Here is a 14,617-nt window from a genome sequence, read left to right as displayed (position 1 = left end):
ACACTTGCCGGTCGTGGAACATCCGGGATTTTTCTTCATGTTGGGACGCATCACCGCGCGCATCGCCGTTGGCCTCGGGCTGGCCTTCCTGGCCGGCTGTGGCAGCAAAGACGAGGCCGCACGCCGGCAGGCCGACGCCGTGCCGGTGACGGCCCAGGTGGTGCAGCCCTCGGCATGGAGCGACACGCTGCAGGCGCTGGGCACCGCCAAGGCGCGCGAGTCGGTGACGATCACCGCCAAAGTCAGCGAGATCATCGAAACGGTGCACTTCGAGAGCGGGCAGCAGGTCAACGCCGGCGCACCGCTGGTGACCCTGCGCGGCCAGGCCCAGGAAGCGGCCCTGCTGCAGGCGCAGGCGACCTTCGCCGAAGCCGACCAGCTGTACAGGCGCCAGCGCGAACTGGCTGCCCAGCAACTGGTGGCCAGCGCGACGCTGGATACCCAGCGCGCCATCCGCGATGCCGCCGAGGCACGTGTGCGTGAAATGCAGTCGGACATCGGCGACCGCCGGGTGCGTGCGCCCTTCGCCGGTGTGCTCGGCATCCGCCAGGTCAGCGCCGGCTCACTGGTGACGCCGTCCACCACCATCGCCACGCTGGATGACATCGAGCGGATGCACGTGGACTTCCAGGTGCCGGAGGCCGAACTGGCCTCGCTGACCACCGGCGACAAGGTCAGCGCCACCAGCGTGGCCTATCCCGGCCGCACGTTCGACGGCGAGGTGGCCACCATCGACACCCGTGTCGATCCGGGCACCCGTGCGGTCACCGTGCGCGCGGACTTCATCAATGCCGATCATGCGCTGCGTCCCGGCATGCTGCTGGACGTGCGCATGTTCAGACCGGAACGCCAGGCCCTGGTGATTCCGGAAATCGCCGTGGTCCAGGTCGGCCGCGACGCCTTCGTGTACCGGGTCAAGGCCGACCAGAGCGTGGAGCGTACCGATGTGACCACCGGCGCCCGCCGCGCCGGCGTGGTCGAGATCCGCAGCGGCATCCAGGCCGGCGACCGCATCGTGGTGGACGGCACCGGCAAGCTTCGCCCCGGCCTGAAGGTGCAGGCGCACGACGCCGCGCCGGCCACCGCTCCCGCCCCGGTGGCGGCACCGGTACCGGCCGCACCGACGGGCGCCGGCGGATGAAACTCTCCGACGTCTCCATCCAGCGCCCGGTATTTGCCGTGGTGATGAGCCTGCTGCTCGTCGTGCTGGGCATCATGTCGTTCACCCGCCTGACGCTGCGCGAGCTGCCGGCCATCGATCCGCCGATCGTGTCGGTGTCGGTGGACTACACCGGCGCCTCCGCGGCGGTGATCGAAAGCCGCATCACCCAGGTGCTGGAAGACGCACTCGCCGGCATCGAGGGCATCGACACCATCAACGCGCGCAGTTCCAACGGCCGCGCGCAGGTCAGCATCGAGTTCACCTCCAACCGCGACATCGAAGCGGCCGCCAATGACGTCCGCGACGCGGTCAGCCGGGTCGCCGACCGCATGCCCGAAGAGGCGCGGCCACCGGAGATCGCGAAGGTCGAAAGCGACGCCGACCCCATCATCTGGCTCAACATGAGCTCGACCACGATGGACACGCTGGAACTGAGCGACTATGCCGACCGCTACGTGGTCGACCGCTTCTCCAGCCTGGACGGTGTGGCGCAGGTGCGTATCGGCGGCCGCCAGCGCTATGCGATGCGGATCTGGCTGGACCGCGACCAGCTCGCCGCGCGCGGCCTGACCGTGGGCGATGTCGAAACCGCGCTGCGCAACGAGAACGTGGAGCTGCCGGCGGGGCGGATTGAATCGGCTGACCGCGATTTCACCCTGCGCGTGGAACGCAACTACGTCAAACCCGAGGACTTTGCCGGCATTCCGCTGGGCAAGGGCGCCGACGGTTACGTGGTACGCATGGGCGATGTGGCCAGGATCGAGCTGGCCTCGTCCGAACGCCGCGCCTATTACCGCAGCAATGGCGAGCCCAACATCGGCCTGGGCATCGTCAAGACCTCCACCGCCAATGCGCTGGATGTGGCACGCGAGGCCCGCGAGGAAGCCGAACGCATCGGCAGCACGCTGCCGCAGGGTACGCGGATCTTCGTCGCCTTCGACAACACCACCTTCATCGAAGCGGCGGTGGACCGCGTGTACGCCACGCTGGTCGAGGCGATGCTGCTGGTGCTGGCGGTGATCTGGCTGTTTCTCGGCAGCTTCCGCGCCGCACTGATTCCCGCCGTGACGGTGCCGGTGTGCCTGGTGGCCGCCTTCATCGCGCTGTACGCCTTCGGCTTCTCGATCAACCTGCTCACCCTGCTGGCGCTGGTGCTGTGTATCGGCCTGGTGGTGGATGACGCCATCGTGGTGGTGGAGAACGTCCAGCGCCGCATCGATCTCGGCGAACCGCCCCTGGTCGCCTCCAAACGCGGTACCGCGCAGGTCGCCTTCGCGGTGATCGCCACCACGGCGGTGCTGGTGGCCGTGTTCCTGCCGGTCGGCTTCCTCGAAGGCAACACCGGCCGCCTGTTCCGCGAACTGGCCGTGGCGCTCGCGGCGGCCGTGGCGTTGTCCGCGTTCGTGTCGCTGACGCTGACCCCGATGATGGCCTCCAAGCTGCTCAAGCCGCATGCCGGCCAGCCGCCGCGCGGCCTGCATGGGGTGATCAACCGCAACCTGGACCGCCTGTCGGCCGCGTACGGCCGGGTGCTTGACGCCCATGTCGGGCGCACCTGGATCTACATCGTGGTGATGGTGCTGTCGCTGCTGGCCAGCGCGGCGCTGCTGAAGCTGCTGCCATCCGAGCTGGCGCCGGCCGAAGACCGCGGCTCGTTCCAGATCATGATCGATGGCCCCGAAGGTGCCGGCTTCGACTACACGGTCGGCCAGGTCCAGCAGGTGGAGAAGATCGTGTCCGGCTTCGTCGGCGAGGACAAGCCGATCGTGCGCGCCAATCCGCGCGTCCCCGGTGGCTTCGGTGCCAGCGAGGAAATGCACACCGGCCGCATCAGCGTGTTCCTGCAGCCGTGGCGCCAGCGCGATGTGTCCACCCCGGATGTGGCGGCCGATCTGCAGACCCACCTCAACGACCTGCGCGGCGTGCGCGTGCGCACCCAGGTCGGCGGCGGTCTGGTGCGCAGCCAGGGCCAGCCGTTCCAGATCGTCCTCGGCGGCCCCGAGTATGCCGAGATCGCCCAGTGGCGGGACCGCATGCTGCTGCGCATGGCCGACAACCCCGGTCTGGTCGGCGCCGATTCGGACTACAAGGAAACCCGCCCGCAGATGCGGGTCAACATCAACCGCCAGCGTGCGGCCGACCTGGGCGTGTCGGTCACCGCGATCGGCAGCGCGCTGGAGACGATGATGGGGTCGCGTCGCGTCACCACCTTCGTCGACAACGGCGAAGAGTACGACGTGCTGGTCCAGGCCGGCCGCGACGGTCGTGCTTCGCCGGACGACCTGGCCGCGATCCGGGTGCGGGCCGCCAACGGTGCGCTGATCCCGCTGTCCAACCTGGTCACGCTCAGCGAAGTGGCCGAGGCCGGCAACCTCAACCGGTTCAACCGGCTGCGCTCGATCACCATCAGCGCCGGCCTGGCGCCGGGCTATCCGCTGGGCGAGGCCATCGCCTGGGCCCAGCAGACCGCCCGCGAGGAACTGCCGCAGCATGCGCAGATCGACTGGAAGGGCGAGTCGCGCGAGTACCAGAACGCCGGCAGCGCGGTGCTGCTGACCTTCGCGATGGCGCTGCTGGTGGTGTACCTGGTGCTGGCCGCCCAGTTCGAGAGCTTCATCCACCCGCTGGTGATCATGCTGACTGTGCCGCTGGGCGTGCTCGGCGCGCTGCTGGGGCTGTACGTCAGCGGCGGCACGATCAATCTGTTCAGTCAGATCGGCATCGTGATGCTGGTCGGCCTGGCCGCCAAGAACGGCATCCTGATCGTGGAGTTCGCCAACCAGCTCCGTGACGAGGGCCGCGACGTGCACCAGGCCATCGTCGAATCGGCGATGGTGCGCCTGCGCCCGATCCTGATGACCTCCATCGCCACCGTGGTCGGCGCGATCCCGCTGGTGGTCGCCGGCGGGCCCGGTTCGGCCAGCCGCGGCACCATCGGCATCGTGGTGATCTTCGGCGTCACCGTCTCCACCTTCCTGTCCCTGTTCGTGGTGCCCGCGTTCTACTCGCTGCTGGCCCCCTACACGCGTTCACCCGAAGCGGTGGCGCGCGAGCTGGCCAGGCAGGAGGCGGACACCCCGTCCGTGGGCGGGCACGCCTGAGGCATCGGCGCGGCCTGCGGGCCGCGCCCACCGCCCATTCATCGAAATTGCCACTACGCAGGCCGGCGCGGATCGTGGAGAATCAACCCGGTCCTCCCAGCCGACGGGGACGTTCCTTTTTTCCGCCGACTGGAGAGAGCGCGTGGAAGCAGCTGTACATTTCATCAATGGCATCATCTGGAGCAAGGCACTGATCTTCGTGTGCCTGGCCGCTGGCCTGTTCTTCAGTGTCCGCACCCGGTTCATGCAGATCCGCGGGTTCTTCGAGATGTGTCGCCTGACCGTCCGGGGCGAGAAGTCCGACGCAGGCGTGTCGTCGTTCCAGGCGCTGGCCATGTCGATGGCCGGGCGCATGGGCATCGGCAACATCGCCGGCGTGGCCACCGCGATCGCCTTCGGTGGCCCCGGCGCGATCTTCTGGATGTGGGTGATGGGCTTCCTTGGTGCATCGACCTCCTACGTCGAGTGCACCCTGGCGCAGATCTACAAGACCAAGGATGCCGAAGGCCGCTACCGCGGCGGTCCGGCCTATTACATCGAAAAAGCGATGGGCCTGAAGTGGTACGCGCTGGCCTTCGCCGGCGCCACGATCATCGCTGCCGGCTTCCTGATGCCGGGCGTGCAGGCCAATGCGATCGCCGACAGCATCATCAATGCCTGCCGCGGCGGTGCGCTGTGCGGGCCGCTGGACGGCCAGGTGATGGGCATGGAATCGGCGCAGGCGCTGAAGCTTGGCATCGGTATCGTGGTGTCGCTGCTGCTGGGCGTGGTGATCTTCGGCGGCGTCAAGCGCATCGCCAACTTCGCCGAAGTGGTGGTGCCGTTCATGGCCGCCGGGTTCATCCTGATGGCCATCGCCATCATGATCATCAACTACGACCGCGTGCCGGACATGTTCGGCATCATCTTCAACAGCGCCTTCGGTACCCATGCCGCGTTCGGCGCGATGATGGGCCTGGCGGTGGAGTGGGGCATCAAGCGCGGCATCTATGCCAACGAGGCGGGCCAGGGTTCCGGGCCGCATGCCGCCGCGGCCTCGGAGGTCTCGCACCCCGCCAAGCAGGGGTACGTGCAGGCCTTCGCGATCTACTTCGACACCATGATGGTGTGCACGGCCACTGCGTTCCTGATCCTGGCCAGCGGCACCTACAACGTGTACTCGCCGGTGGCCGGTGCCGAGCCGATCTTCCAGGGCCTGGCCGGTATCCCGGAAGGTGCCGGGTATGCGCAGGCGGGCGTGGAAGCGGTGCTGCCGGGATGGGGGGCGTCGTTCGTGTCGGTGGCGATCTTCTTCTTCGCCTTCACCACGATCATGGCCTATTACTACATGGCCGAGACCAACCTCAGCTACATCAACCACAACCGCAAGCGCCCGGCCACCGTGCTGCTGCTGCGTCTGGGCATCATCGGCATGGTGGTGTTCGGTGCGTTCCACAACGCCACGCTGGCGTGGGCGCTGGGCGACATCGGCGTGGGCCTGATGGCCTGGTTGAACATCATCGCCATCCTGATCGTGCAGAAGCCGGCCATGCTGGCCCTGCGCGATTACGAACGACAGAAGAAGCTCGGCCTCGACCCGATCTTCGACCCCGATGCCCTGGGCATCAAGAACGCCGACTTCTGGCGTCAACGCAAGCTGGAGCAGTCCCGTAGTGAATGATCCCTGGAAAAATGCCCGCCGCCCGTCGGCGCGACCGCCGCGGGCCACCCCGCTGCCGCCGCGCGAGCAGGGCGGCAGCCCGCCGCCGCCGGGCCGTGGCAATGACGAACTGCGTCTGTACGGCTGGAACGCCGTGCAGGCGCTGTTCGAGCGCCGCCCACAGGCGCTGCGCAAGCTGTACCTGGCCGAGTCGCTGATTCCGCGCCTGCAGCCGATGCTGAAGTGGTGCGTGGCCAACCGCGTCGGCTACCGCGTGGTGGAGGAGGGCGATCTCAACAAGCTCGCCGCGACCACCCACCACGAAGGCGTCGTCGCCGATGTGGTGCGTGCGCCGATGCTGTCCCTGGCCGAGTGGCTGGACACGCTGCCGACGAGCGGCCCGGTGCTGGCACTGTGGCTGGACGGGGTGGGCAACCCACACAACTTCGGCGCGATTCTGCGCTCGGCCGCGCACTTTGGCGTGGCCGGCCTGCTGTTGCCGCCGGGTGCGACGCTGGCGCTGTCCGGTGCCGCCGCACGCGTGGCCGAAGGCGGCGCCGAAGCGGTGCCGCTGGTACGCCTGCCGGAGCTGCCGCAGGCGATGTCGCAGCTGCGTGCTGCCGGCTTCGGGCTGGCGGCGACGCTGGTGGACGGTGGCGACAACCTGTTCGCGGCCGCGCTGCCCGAGCGCCTGGTGTATGTCATGGGGGCCGAAGGCGAGGGCATGGACCGCGACCTCGCGCAGGACTGCGATCTGCAGGTCTCCATTCCCGGCAGTGGCGCCGTGGAAAGCCTCAACGTGGCCTCGGCCACGGCGGTGCTGCTGTCGCATTGGTACGGCCGCAAGGGGTGATCGCGGCACCTGTTTTACGGGTAGCGCACACGAGCGCGCCGCTCCATGTTGTGATCGGTTCCACCGAACTGGCTGCGACTACATTCGATTCGGACTTTTCGCATGGTGAAGTGGATTCCATTCCACGCACAGTGTGACGGCGGCGCTGCGTTGCGTAGGTGAGGAGAGACACCCACCCAGCGCGGCGATCCGCTTGTCCGGACGTACGTAAGACTGCGGCATTCACCGCGTGGGGTGTGATGCAATCCCGGTAGCCCGACCGTTCGCGGTCGGGCTTTTTTTTTGAGGTGCGGCGAGCATGGGCCGCCGCACCGGGCCGTCACTCGTTCGGCGGCGTGGTCGGCTTGGCTTCGCTGCCGAAACTGCCGTCGGCCTCGGCCGCGAGGTAGGCAAAGACGGTATAGGCGGCTACGTTCTGCGCCAGCGCGGCCGGGTCGATCTTGTCCAGCGTGTCGTCGGCGGTGTGATGCAGGTGGAAGTAGTCGCTGCCGTCCTGCGCCAGCCAGGCCCATGCACCGCCCTTGGCGGCCAGCGGACCGACGTCCGGGCCCGGGCCGCCCTTGTCCGGCGCATACTCGATGCCCAGCGGCTTGAGCACCTCGGCGATCTGCCGGGTCGCCTCACGCGACTCGGCCGGGTTCGGTGAGCCGGTGTTGAACGCGTAGATGCGGCCGGCGCCGAAATCGCTTTCGGCGGCGAGCTGGTGCCGGACCACGTCCTTGGCGTGCGCCTCCGCATAGGCCTTGCCGCCGTACAGACCCTGTTCCTCGTTGGCGAAGGCCACCACGCGGATGGTGCGCTTCGGTGCCTGCTTGAGCTGGCCGATCAGGTGGCCGGCGGCCATCGTGATGCCCACGCCGGCGCCATCATCGACCGCGCCGGTGCCCAGGTCCCAGGAATCGAGGTGGCCACCGATCACCACCACTTCATTGGGCAGGCTGCGACCGGTGATCTCGCCGATCACGTTGTACGAGGTGGCCTTGCCATCCCAGCCGCAGTCCAGGCTGATCTTGAGCGTGGTCGGGCCAAGCGCGAGCAGGCGCGCCAGCTGGTTGGCGTCGGGCACCGACAAGGCGGCCGCCGGTACCGGCGTCAGGCCGTCGTCGAAGCGGGTGATGCCGGTATGCGGCACGCGGTGTGAATCGGTGCCCGCCGAGCGCATCACAAAGCCGATCGCTCCCTTGCGGATCGCCTCGGACGGCCCCTTGCTGCGCACTGCGCCGCCATTGCCGTAGTCGCGGCCATCGCGGTACGCGGTCATCTGGTAATCAACGAAGGCGATCTTGCCGGTGAGCGAGCCGGCCGGTGCCGCCTGAAGGGCGGCCAGGTCGGCGAAGCGCACCACCTCGGCCTCGACCGTGCCGCCCGGGCTGCCGCCCAGTGCGGTGATGGTCAGCGGCTGGGCGTGCGTACCGGTCACTTCGGCGTGCTCGCTGCGGCGCTCCCACTTGGGGAAGGTGACCGGCTCGGTCCACACCTTGTCAAAGCCCAACGCCTTGAATTTGGCCACCGCCCAGGCCACCGCGCGCGCGTCGGCCTCGCTGCCGGCGATGCGCGGCCCGATCTCGGTAGTGAGCGACTCCACGACCTTCCAGCCGGTGTCGTCCTTCAGCGCCTGCTCGCGCAGCTCGGCGGCGGTGGCCAGCGACGCGGGCGGCAAAGTCGTCGGCGCGGCGAAGGCGGGCCCTGCCAGCAGGGCAAGGGTGGATGCGATGGCAAGAACGCGGCGACGCATGGACGAACTCCGGAAACGGGGCGGAAGCATCCGAGCTTAGCAGTCTGCCGGCCCGGCACATGGGCGGGAGGTCATGGTCCGGCGGACGCTGCTTCCCCTACGCGAAAGCCCCGCCGGAGCGGGGCTTTCGGATGCCGGTCGGTACCAGCCGTTGGCCGGCGTGCGGCTTACTTTTTCAGGGTGTCGCGGATCTCGCGCAGCAGCAGCACTTCTTCGGCCGGCGCGGCCGGGGCGGCTTCCTTCTTGCGGGCCAGGCGATTGATCACCTTCACCACCAGGAAGATCGCAAAGGCCACGATCACGAACTGCACCAGCGTGTTGAGGAAATCGCCGTAGCCGATCACCACTGCGGGAATTTCCTTGCCGTCCGCTCCCGGTCGTGCCGGGGCCAAGGTCCAGGCCAACTGCGAGAAATCCACCCGCCCGATCAGCCAGCCCAGCGGCGGCATGATGATCTTGTCCACCAGTGCGGTGACGATCTTGCCGAACGCGGCACCGATGACGACACCGACCGCCAGGTCGATGACGTTGCCACGCATGGCGAATTCCTTGAACTCGGTAATCATTCCCATCGGGTTCTCCTGTCGCGGGGGGATCAAAGGACGCCGCAGCGTAGCGCAGCGGTTGTCATCCGGCGATGACGCCGTGGCGTTCGGCGACATTCTCCAGGCGCGCGCTGAAACGATCGCCCGGGTGCAGCGCGGCCACACCCGCAGGCGTGCCCATGAACACCAGATCGCCCGCACGCAGCGCCCACAGTTTGGACAGCTCGTGCAGGATTTCCGGCACGTTCCAGATCATCTGGTCCAGCAGCGACTGCTGGCGCACCTCACCGTTGATTTCCAGCGACAGATTGAGCGCGGCAAGATCGCCCACTTCACCGGCCGGCACCAGTTCGCTCACCGGGGCGGAGTGATCGAAGCCCTTGGCGCTGTCCCAGGGGTGGCCCTTGGCCTTGGCGGCCGCCTGCAGGTCGCGACGGGTCAGGTCCAGGCCGACGCCATAGCCGAACACCAGCGCCTCGGCCTGTTCCACCGGCAGCACGCCTGCCGGCGCATCGCGGCCGATGGCCACCACCAGTTCCACCTCGTGGTGCAGGTCGCTGGTGGCCGGCGGGTAGGGGATCACATCATCGTGGCCGACCACGATCGCGTCGGCCGGCTTGCTGAAGAACATCGGGCGGCCGCGGTCGTCGGCGGCCGGCACGGCTGCCCCCATCTCACGCGCATGGTCGGCGAAATTGCGGCCCACACAGTAGATGCGACGCACCGGGAACGTTCCGCCGCCGGCAACCGGAATGCGCGGCGGCACGGGCGTGGGGATTACATCGGTCATGCTCGCGTCCTGTCATGGAAGGGTCGCGGCAGTCTAGATCGTGCGTGCACGACGTGCCATGCCAAGCGTGGCACGTCGACAGCGTCAGGGCAGGGCAGGCCCGCAGGTGCGGGCCGTGCAGCGGATCAGCGCGACAGCGGCAGGGCCGGCTTGCGCACCACGCGATACTCACCGTCCATCACCTGCGACGGGGCCGGGCGAGCGCTCTTGCGCTGGGCAAGCAGCTTCCACGCCACGCCGGCGATGATCATCGCCGCACCGACGAACACGCCCACGAACACCAATGCGGCCAGGATCGCCAGGCCCAGCAGGCCGACCGCAACGCGCACCAACGGGTGACGCGGCTTGCGCGGGGCAAACAGGGAGCGGAACTGGTTGAACTGGAAGAAGCGGCTGTACATGGCGGTTTTCTTGGCTGAAGTCAGCGAGTGCTGAGTATCTGCGGTGGCCACTGTCATTGAGTGAAAAAGTCGTTAAGCGTAGCGTTCAACTGTTTCAGATCAATGACTTGGGTTCATGCAGGAGCCAGCGACATGACGACGTGAGACACTGGTCGCCTTTCGTGGTCACGATCCGACATGCCTGAACTGCATTCCCCCGACACCGCCCTGATTGCCCTGGACGCCATTGCCGACGCCGGCTTCGCCGAAGTGGAGGCCTGCATCGACGGCGACGCCGAATCGGTGGTGCTGTACCGCGACGGCGCGCAGGTGCGCGGCTGGCTGAACATCTGCCCGCACGCGGGTCGCCGGCTCGACTGGGCGCCGGGACAGTTCCTCAGGAGCCGCGAGGGGCATCTGGTGTGCGCCGCGCACGGGGCTTCGTTCTCGCTGGACACCGGCGACTGCGTGGCCGGCCCCTGTCGGGGGGATCGCCTGCGCCCGGTGCCGCTGCAGGTGCGCGACGGCCAGGTGTGGCTGGCCTGATCAGAACATCAGGTTGATCATCACCACCACCACGATGGTATAGATCAACGACAGCGGCGCGCCCACCCGCCACAGCTCGCGCGGTGTGTAGTTGGCCGGGCCGGTGATCATCGAAATCACCGGATTGGAGGCGGTCATCAGGTTGTTGGACGCCGACAATGCCACGATCAGTGCGAATGCGGTGGGGTTGCCGCCGGCGGCCAACGCGAGGTTGACCGCGATCGGCACCATCACGATGGTCGCCCCGACATGGCTGATCACCAGCGAGAACACCGTGGTCAGCAGCGCCAGCGCGATCTCCAGCACCCACACCGGGATGCCGGTGGGCAGGCGGTCGATGGTATGTCCGGCGACCCACGCGGCCGCACCACTGCTGTCCATCGCCCAGCCGAGCGGAATCAGCCCGGCCATCATGAACACGGTTTTCCAGTTGATCGCAGCGTAGGCCTCGTCCATGCGCAGCACGCCGGTGAGCAGCATGCCGGCCACGCCGGTCATCAGGGTCAGCGCCACCGGCAGCTTGGAAGTCAGCGCGATGAGGATGGTGAGGGCGAAGATCGCCATCGCCATCTTGAACTTGTGCGGGCGCTGCTCGCCCTTGGGATAGTCGGTGACCACCACGAAGTCGCGGCTCTTGGCGGCCTGCGCCAGGTCGGTCCAGATGCTGTGGAACACCAGCATGTCGCCGGCCCGCAATGCGACGTTGCGGACGTCCTCGCGGATCACCTGCTTGTCGCGGTTGATCGCCAGCAGGCTGATGCCGCGCTGCTTGCGCAGGCGCAGGTCCGAGGCGCTCTTGCCGATCACATCCGAGGTGGGCGGCACCACCGCTTCGGAGATGCCGGCGCGGCTGGGATTGAACAGATCGCCCAGGTGCTTGAGGCGCGAGGACATGCGCAGGAACTGGTTCTGCGCGAAATCGCTGACCTGCTGGCGGGCGCCCATCACCCCGAGGACGCTTCCCACCCAGATGCGCATCTCCGCCGGCGGGGCCAGGCGGGTGTCGTTGCCCGTCTTCAGGGCCAGCAGCAGCGGGGCGTCGTGCACGTTCTCCGCTTCACCCAGAGTCATGCCGACCAGCGGGCTTTCGGCGGTGACCACCAGCTCGAACACGTCGCCTTCGATGCCGTAGGTCTTGGCGAAGTAGCTGTCCGTGCGCGCCGGGGTCACGCCGTCGTTGGCCAGCGATTCCTCTTCGACCAGCTTGCGGTCGCCGTAATAGCGGAAGTACAGCAGCGAGGCGATCAGCAGCGCCACGCCGATCGGCAGCGGCGCGAACATGCGCAGCGGTTCGATGGTGGCCAGGCCGGAGGGCAGGTTGTTGTTGGCCGAAGCCAGCAGATCGTTGAGCAGGATCAGCGGCGAGTTGCCGACCATCGTCAGCGCGCCGCCCATCACGATTGCCGCCGAGATCGGCAGCAGCAGCCGCTGCAGGGTCAGCCCGGTGCGTGCGGCCAGGCGCGAGGCCACCGGCAGGTACAGCGCCATCACCGAGGGGTTCTGCATGAACGAGGAGTTCAACCCGGCGATCGCGGTGGTCATCATCAGCAGACGCTGCTCGACGCCGTGGCCGCGGCGCAGCAGCCAGGCGGCCAGCCGGTTCAGTGCGCCGGTCCGGTCCAGGCCCGCGCCCAGGATGGTGGTGGCGATGATGCTCATCACCGCGTTGCCGGAGAAGCCGCCGAAGATCTCCTCCGGCGCGATCAGGCCGGTCACGCCGAGCACCACCAGCACCACCAGTGCCACCACGTCGGCGCGGATGCGCTCGAACAGGAACATCGCCATCGTGAAGCCGACCAGCCCGAGTACGAGCTTCATGTCCGTGGTCAGCGTCAGCGCGGTATCCATGAGGTGGCGCGGTTCCTTGGGCTCGGGTCAGGTACGGTCGTACAGCAGGTCCCACACCCCGTGGCCGAGCTTCTGGCCGCGGGTCTCGAAGTGGGTCTGCGGGCGCCATTCGGGACGGTCGACCTGGCCGCGCGGACCGGCCCGGTTGCTCAGCCCGGCCGTGGCGTCGAGCACGTCCCACATCTGCTCGGCGTAGTCTTCCCAGTCGGTGGCGCAGTGCAGGCGGCCGCCGACGCGCAGCTTGCGCACCAGCAGGTCGGCGAACGCCGGCTGGATCAGCCGGCGCTTGTTGTGGCGCTTCTTGTGCCACGGGTCGGGGAAATAGATGCGCACTTCATCCAGCGCGCCATCGGCGATTTCCTTCTCCAGCACTTCCACCGCATCGTGGTGGTACAGGCGCACGTGGTCGGCGTTGTCGTCGGCCAGCGCATTGAGCAGGCGGCCCACACCCGGCGCGTGCACTTCCAGCCCGATGTAGTCGCGGCTCGGGTCCTGCTGGGCGGCAAAGCGCAGCGCGGCGCCGTTGCCGAAGCCGATCTCCAGCACCTTGGGTGCATCGCGCCCGAAGGTGGCGTCCAGATCGCGGGGCTCACCGGTGAAGTCCAGCCCGAAGCGCGGCCAGCGGTCATCGAACGCGCGCTGCTGGGCCGGCGTGAACCGGCCCTGGCGAAGCACGAAGCTGCGCACCTCGCGGCGGCCTTCGGTGACGGTGAAGGGCTTGGGCGGCGCCTTGGCGCCGGCGCTGTCAAAGGGATTGGTCATCAGGCGATCAACCCATCCACCGGCGAGGACGCACTCGCGTAACGCCTGCGCGGGATGCGCCCGGCCAGGAACGCCTCGCGGCCGGCCTCGACCGCCTTGCGCATCGCGCTGGCCATCAGCACCGGGTTGCGTGCGCCGGCAATGGCGGTGTTCATCAGCACGCCGTCGCAGCCCAGTTCCATCGCGATCGCCGCGTCGGAGGCGGTGCCCACGCCGGCATCGACAATGATCGGCACCTTGGCGTTCTCGATGATTTCCAGCAGGTTGTACTTGTTCTGGATGCCCAGCCCCGAGCCGATCGGCGCGGCCAGCGGCATCACCGCAGCGCAGCCGATCTCTTCCAGGCGCTTGGCCAGGAGCGGGTCGTCGGAGGTGTAGACCATCACCTCGAAGCCGTCCTTGACCAGTTGTTCGGCGGCCTTGAGGGTCTGTACCACGTCCGGGTACAGGGTCTTCTGGTCGCCCAGCACTTCCAGCTTGGTCAGGTTGTGGCCGTCCAGCAGCTCGCGCGCCAGACGGCAGGTGCGCACCGCGTCGTCGGCGGTGTAGCAGCCGGCGGTGTTGGGCAGGAGGGTGAAGCGGTCCGGCGGCAGCACGTCGAGCAGGTTCGGCTCGCCCGGGTTCTGCCCGATGTTGGTGCGGCGGATCGCCACGGTCACGATCTGCGCGCCCGCGGCCTCGGTGGCTGCACGGGTCTGGTCCAGATCCCTGAACTTTCCGGTGCCGGTCAGCAGGCGGGAGGCATAGGTCTTGCCGGCGATGACCAGCGAGTCGGAGGGGGCATGTACGTTCATCGCCGAATTATCGCCTATCGCGCGTGACCCTGCTGGCCCGGCGCGCGGCCGCTGGACAGCGTGCTCAGCCGCCGCCCAGCGCGTGCACGATCTCGACCACGTCGCCGTCCTGCAGCACGTGCCCGGCATGGCGGCTGCGGGTGATGATCTGGCCATTGACCTCTACCGCCACGCGGCGCTCGGCCAGGTGTTCGGTCTGAAGCAGGTCCAGGACGGTGGCAGTGTGCGGAAGCTGGCGGGATTCGCCGTTGAGCTGGATGTTCATGTCGTTATTGTCCCCCAATGAGGGGCAAGTGCGTACCCTTGCCGGCCCTGTGCGCGGTGCCGGGATGCAGGCCCCTCAAGGGTATGCGGCCGGCGCGCGGGACTTCATGCGGCGGCGCAGCGTGAAGTCGCCGAAGCGCAGTGAAACCATTGTCACCGTGCGCTGGCGTATGCCGCCGGCCTCCCACCTCTCAAGGA

Annotated in this window: 13 protein-coding genes; 5 read left to right on the top strand and 8 right to left on the bottom strand. The window is 68.0% G+C overall.

Features of this window, described 5'->3' with window-relative positions:
* The first annotated feature begins 37 nt into the window (after nt 1–37).
* From ACPEH1_RS11965 to ACPEH1_RS11950, 4 genes are all read left to right on the top strand, one after another.
* Nucleotides 38–1,141 (top strand): efflux RND transporter periplasmic adaptor subunit, encoded by a 1,104-nt coding sequence (locus ACPEH1_RS11965; RefSeq protein ID WP_423715830.1) that lies wholly within the window; start codon nt 38–40, stop codon nt 1,139–1,141.
* Nucleotides 1,138–4,263, top strand: coding sequence for an efflux RND transporter permease subunit (locus ACPEH1_RS11960; RefSeq protein WP_026071006.1), 3,126 nt, complete (start codon nt 1,138–1,140; stop codon nt 4,261–4,263). The genes ACPEH1_RS11965 and ACPEH1_RS11960 overlap by 4 nt, the downstream gene beginning before the upstream one ends.
* Nucleotides 4,264–4,405: 142 nt before the next feature.
* Entirely contained in the window at nt 4,406–5,923 is a 1,518-nt protein-coding gene (locus tag ACPEH1_RS11955) for an alanine/glycine:cation symporter family protein (RefSeq protein WP_136003004.1), read from the top strand.
* Nucleotides 5,916–6,755, top strand: a complete 840-nt coding sequence (locus ACPEH1_RS11950) for a TrmH family RNA methyltransferase (RefSeq protein WP_136003005.1) — start codon at nt 5,916–5,918, stop codon at nt 6,753–6,755. Before ACPEH1_RS11955 ends, ACPEH1_RS11950 begins: the two co-directional genes overlap by 8 nt.
* A 319-nt stretch (nt 6,756–7,074) precedes the next feature.
* Here ACPEH1_RS11950 and ACPEH1_RS11945 read toward each other — a convergent pair whose 3' ends face one another.
* From ACPEH1_RS11945 to ACPEH1_RS11930, 4 genes are all read right to left on the bottom strand, one after another.
* A complete protein-coding gene (locus tag ACPEH1_RS11945; protein WP_423715829.1) occupies nt 7,075–8,490 on the bottom strand; it encodes a M28 family peptidase in 1,416 nt (471 codons plus the stop codon).
* A gap of 167 nt (nt 8,491–8,657) precedes the next feature.
* Nucleotides 8,658–9,062: a large-conductance mechanosensitive channel protein MscL gene (gene mscL, locus ACPEH1_RS11940; RefSeq protein WP_017356191.1), complete on the bottom strand. Its 405-nt coding sequence runs from the start codon at nt 9,060–9,062 to the stop codon at nt 8,658–8,660.
* Between the two features lie 55 nt (nt 9,063–9,117).
* On the bottom strand, nt 9,118–9,825 hold the full coding sequence (locus tag ACPEH1_RS11935; protein ID WP_136003007.1) for a fumarylacetoacetate hydrolase family protein: 708 nt from the start codon (nt 9,823–9,825) through the stop codon (nt 9,118–9,120).
* Nucleotides 9,826–9,950: 125 nt separating this feature from the next.
* A complete protein-coding gene (locus ACPEH1_RS11930; protein ID WP_017356189.1) occupies nt 9,951–10,226 on the bottom strand; it encodes a hypothetical protein in 276 nt (91 codons plus the stop codon).
* A 177-nt stretch (nt 10,227–10,403) separates the two neighbouring features.
* On the opposite strand from ACPEH1_RS11930, the gene ACPEH1_RS11925 reads away from it, so the two are divergent.
* Nucleotides 10,404–10,751 (top strand): Rieske (2Fe-2S) protein, encoded by a 348-nt coding sequence (locus ACPEH1_RS11925; protein WP_423715828.1) that lies wholly within the window; start codon nt 10,404–10,406, stop codon nt 10,749–10,751.
* On the opposite strand, the gene ACPEH1_RS11920 is transcribed toward ACPEH1_RS11925, so the two are convergent.
* From ACPEH1_RS11920 to thiS, 4 genes are all read right to left on the bottom strand, one after another.
* On the bottom strand, nt 10,752–12,599 hold the full coding sequence (locus tag ACPEH1_RS11920; protein ID WP_017356187.1) for an SLC13 family permease: 1,848 nt from the start codon (nt 12,597–12,599) through the stop codon (nt 10,752–10,754).
* 27 nt (nt 12,600–12,626) lie between these two features.
* Nucleotides 12,627–13,361, bottom strand: a complete 735-nt coding sequence (gene trmB, locus ACPEH1_RS11915) for a tRNA (guanosine(46)-N7)-methyltransferase TrmB (protein ID WP_017356186.1) — start codon at nt 13,359–13,361, stop codon at nt 12,627–12,629.
* Nucleotides 13,361–14,155 (bottom strand): thiazole synthase, encoded by a 795-nt coding sequence (locus ACPEH1_RS11910; RefSeq protein ID WP_017356185.1) that lies wholly within the window; start codon nt 14,153–14,155, stop codon nt 13,361–13,363. Before ACPEH1_RS11910 ends, trmB begins: the two co-directional genes overlap by 1 nt.
* Before the next feature lie 64 nt (nt 14,156–14,219).
* Complete coding sequence (thiS, locus tag ACPEH1_RS11905; RefSeq protein ID WP_017356184.1) at nt 14,220–14,420, bottom strand: sulfur carrier protein ThiS; 201 nt, start codon at nt 14,418–14,420, stop codon at nt 14,220–14,222.
* Nucleotides 14,421–14,617: the final 197 nt, after the last annotated feature.

The sequence above is a fragment of the Stenotrophomonas sp. NPDC077421 genome (assembly GCF_049545505.1).
GTDB lineage: Bacteria > Pseudomonadota > Gammaproteobacteria > Xanthomonadales > Xanthomonadaceae > Stenotrophomonas > Stenotrophomonas nematodicola.
The sequence above is the reverse complement of the archived record's forward strand: the minus strand, read 5'-3'. Positions and strand labels throughout refer to the sequence as shown.

Bases quoted from the DNA above. Each gene is read 5' to 3' on its own strand.
- ACPEH1_RS11930 (WP_017356189.1), bottom strand. From the start codon at position 10,226: ATGTACAGCCGCTTCTTCCAGTTCAACCAGTTCCGCTCCCTGTTTGCC.
- ACPEH1_RS11935 (WP_136003007.1), bottom strand. From the start codon at position 9,825: ATGACCGATGTAATCCCCACGCCCGTGCCGCCGCGCATTCCGGTTGCC.
- ACPEH1_RS11960 (WP_026071006.1), top strand. From the start codon at position 1,138: ATGAAACTCTCCGACGTCTCCATCCAGCGCCCGGTATTTGCCGTGGTG.
- ACPEH1_RS11925 (WP_423715828.1), top strand. From the start codon at position 10,404: ATGCCTGAACTGCATTCCCCCGACACCGCCCTGATTGCCCTGGACGCC.
- thiS (WP_017356184.1), bottom strand. From the start codon at position 14,420: ATGAACATCCAGCTCAACGGCGAATCCCGCCAGCTTCCGCACACTGCC.
- ACPEH1_RS11945 (WP_423715829.1), bottom strand. From the start codon at position 8,490: ATGCGTCGCCGCGTTCTTGCCATCGCATCCACCCTTGCCCTGCTGGCA.
- ACPEH1_RS11910 (WP_017356185.1), bottom strand. From the start codon at position 14,155: ATGAACGTACATGCCCCCTCCGACTCGCTGGTCATCGCCGGCAAGACC.
- ACPEH1_RS11965 (WP_423715830.1), top strand. From the start codon at position 38: ATGTTGGGACGCATCACCGCGCGCATCGCCGTTGGCCTCGGGCTGGCC.
- ACPEH1_RS11920 (WP_017356187.1), bottom strand. From the start codon at position 12,599: ATGGATACCGCGCTGACGCTGACCACGGACATGAAGCTCGTACTCGGG.
- trmB (WP_017356186.1), bottom strand. From the start codon at position 13,361: ATGACCAATCCCTTTGACAGCGCCGGCGCCAAGGCGCCGCCCAAGCCC.
- mscL (WP_017356191.1), bottom strand. From the start codon at position 9,062: ATGGGAATGATTACCGAGTTCAAGGAATTCGCCATGCGTGGCAACGTC.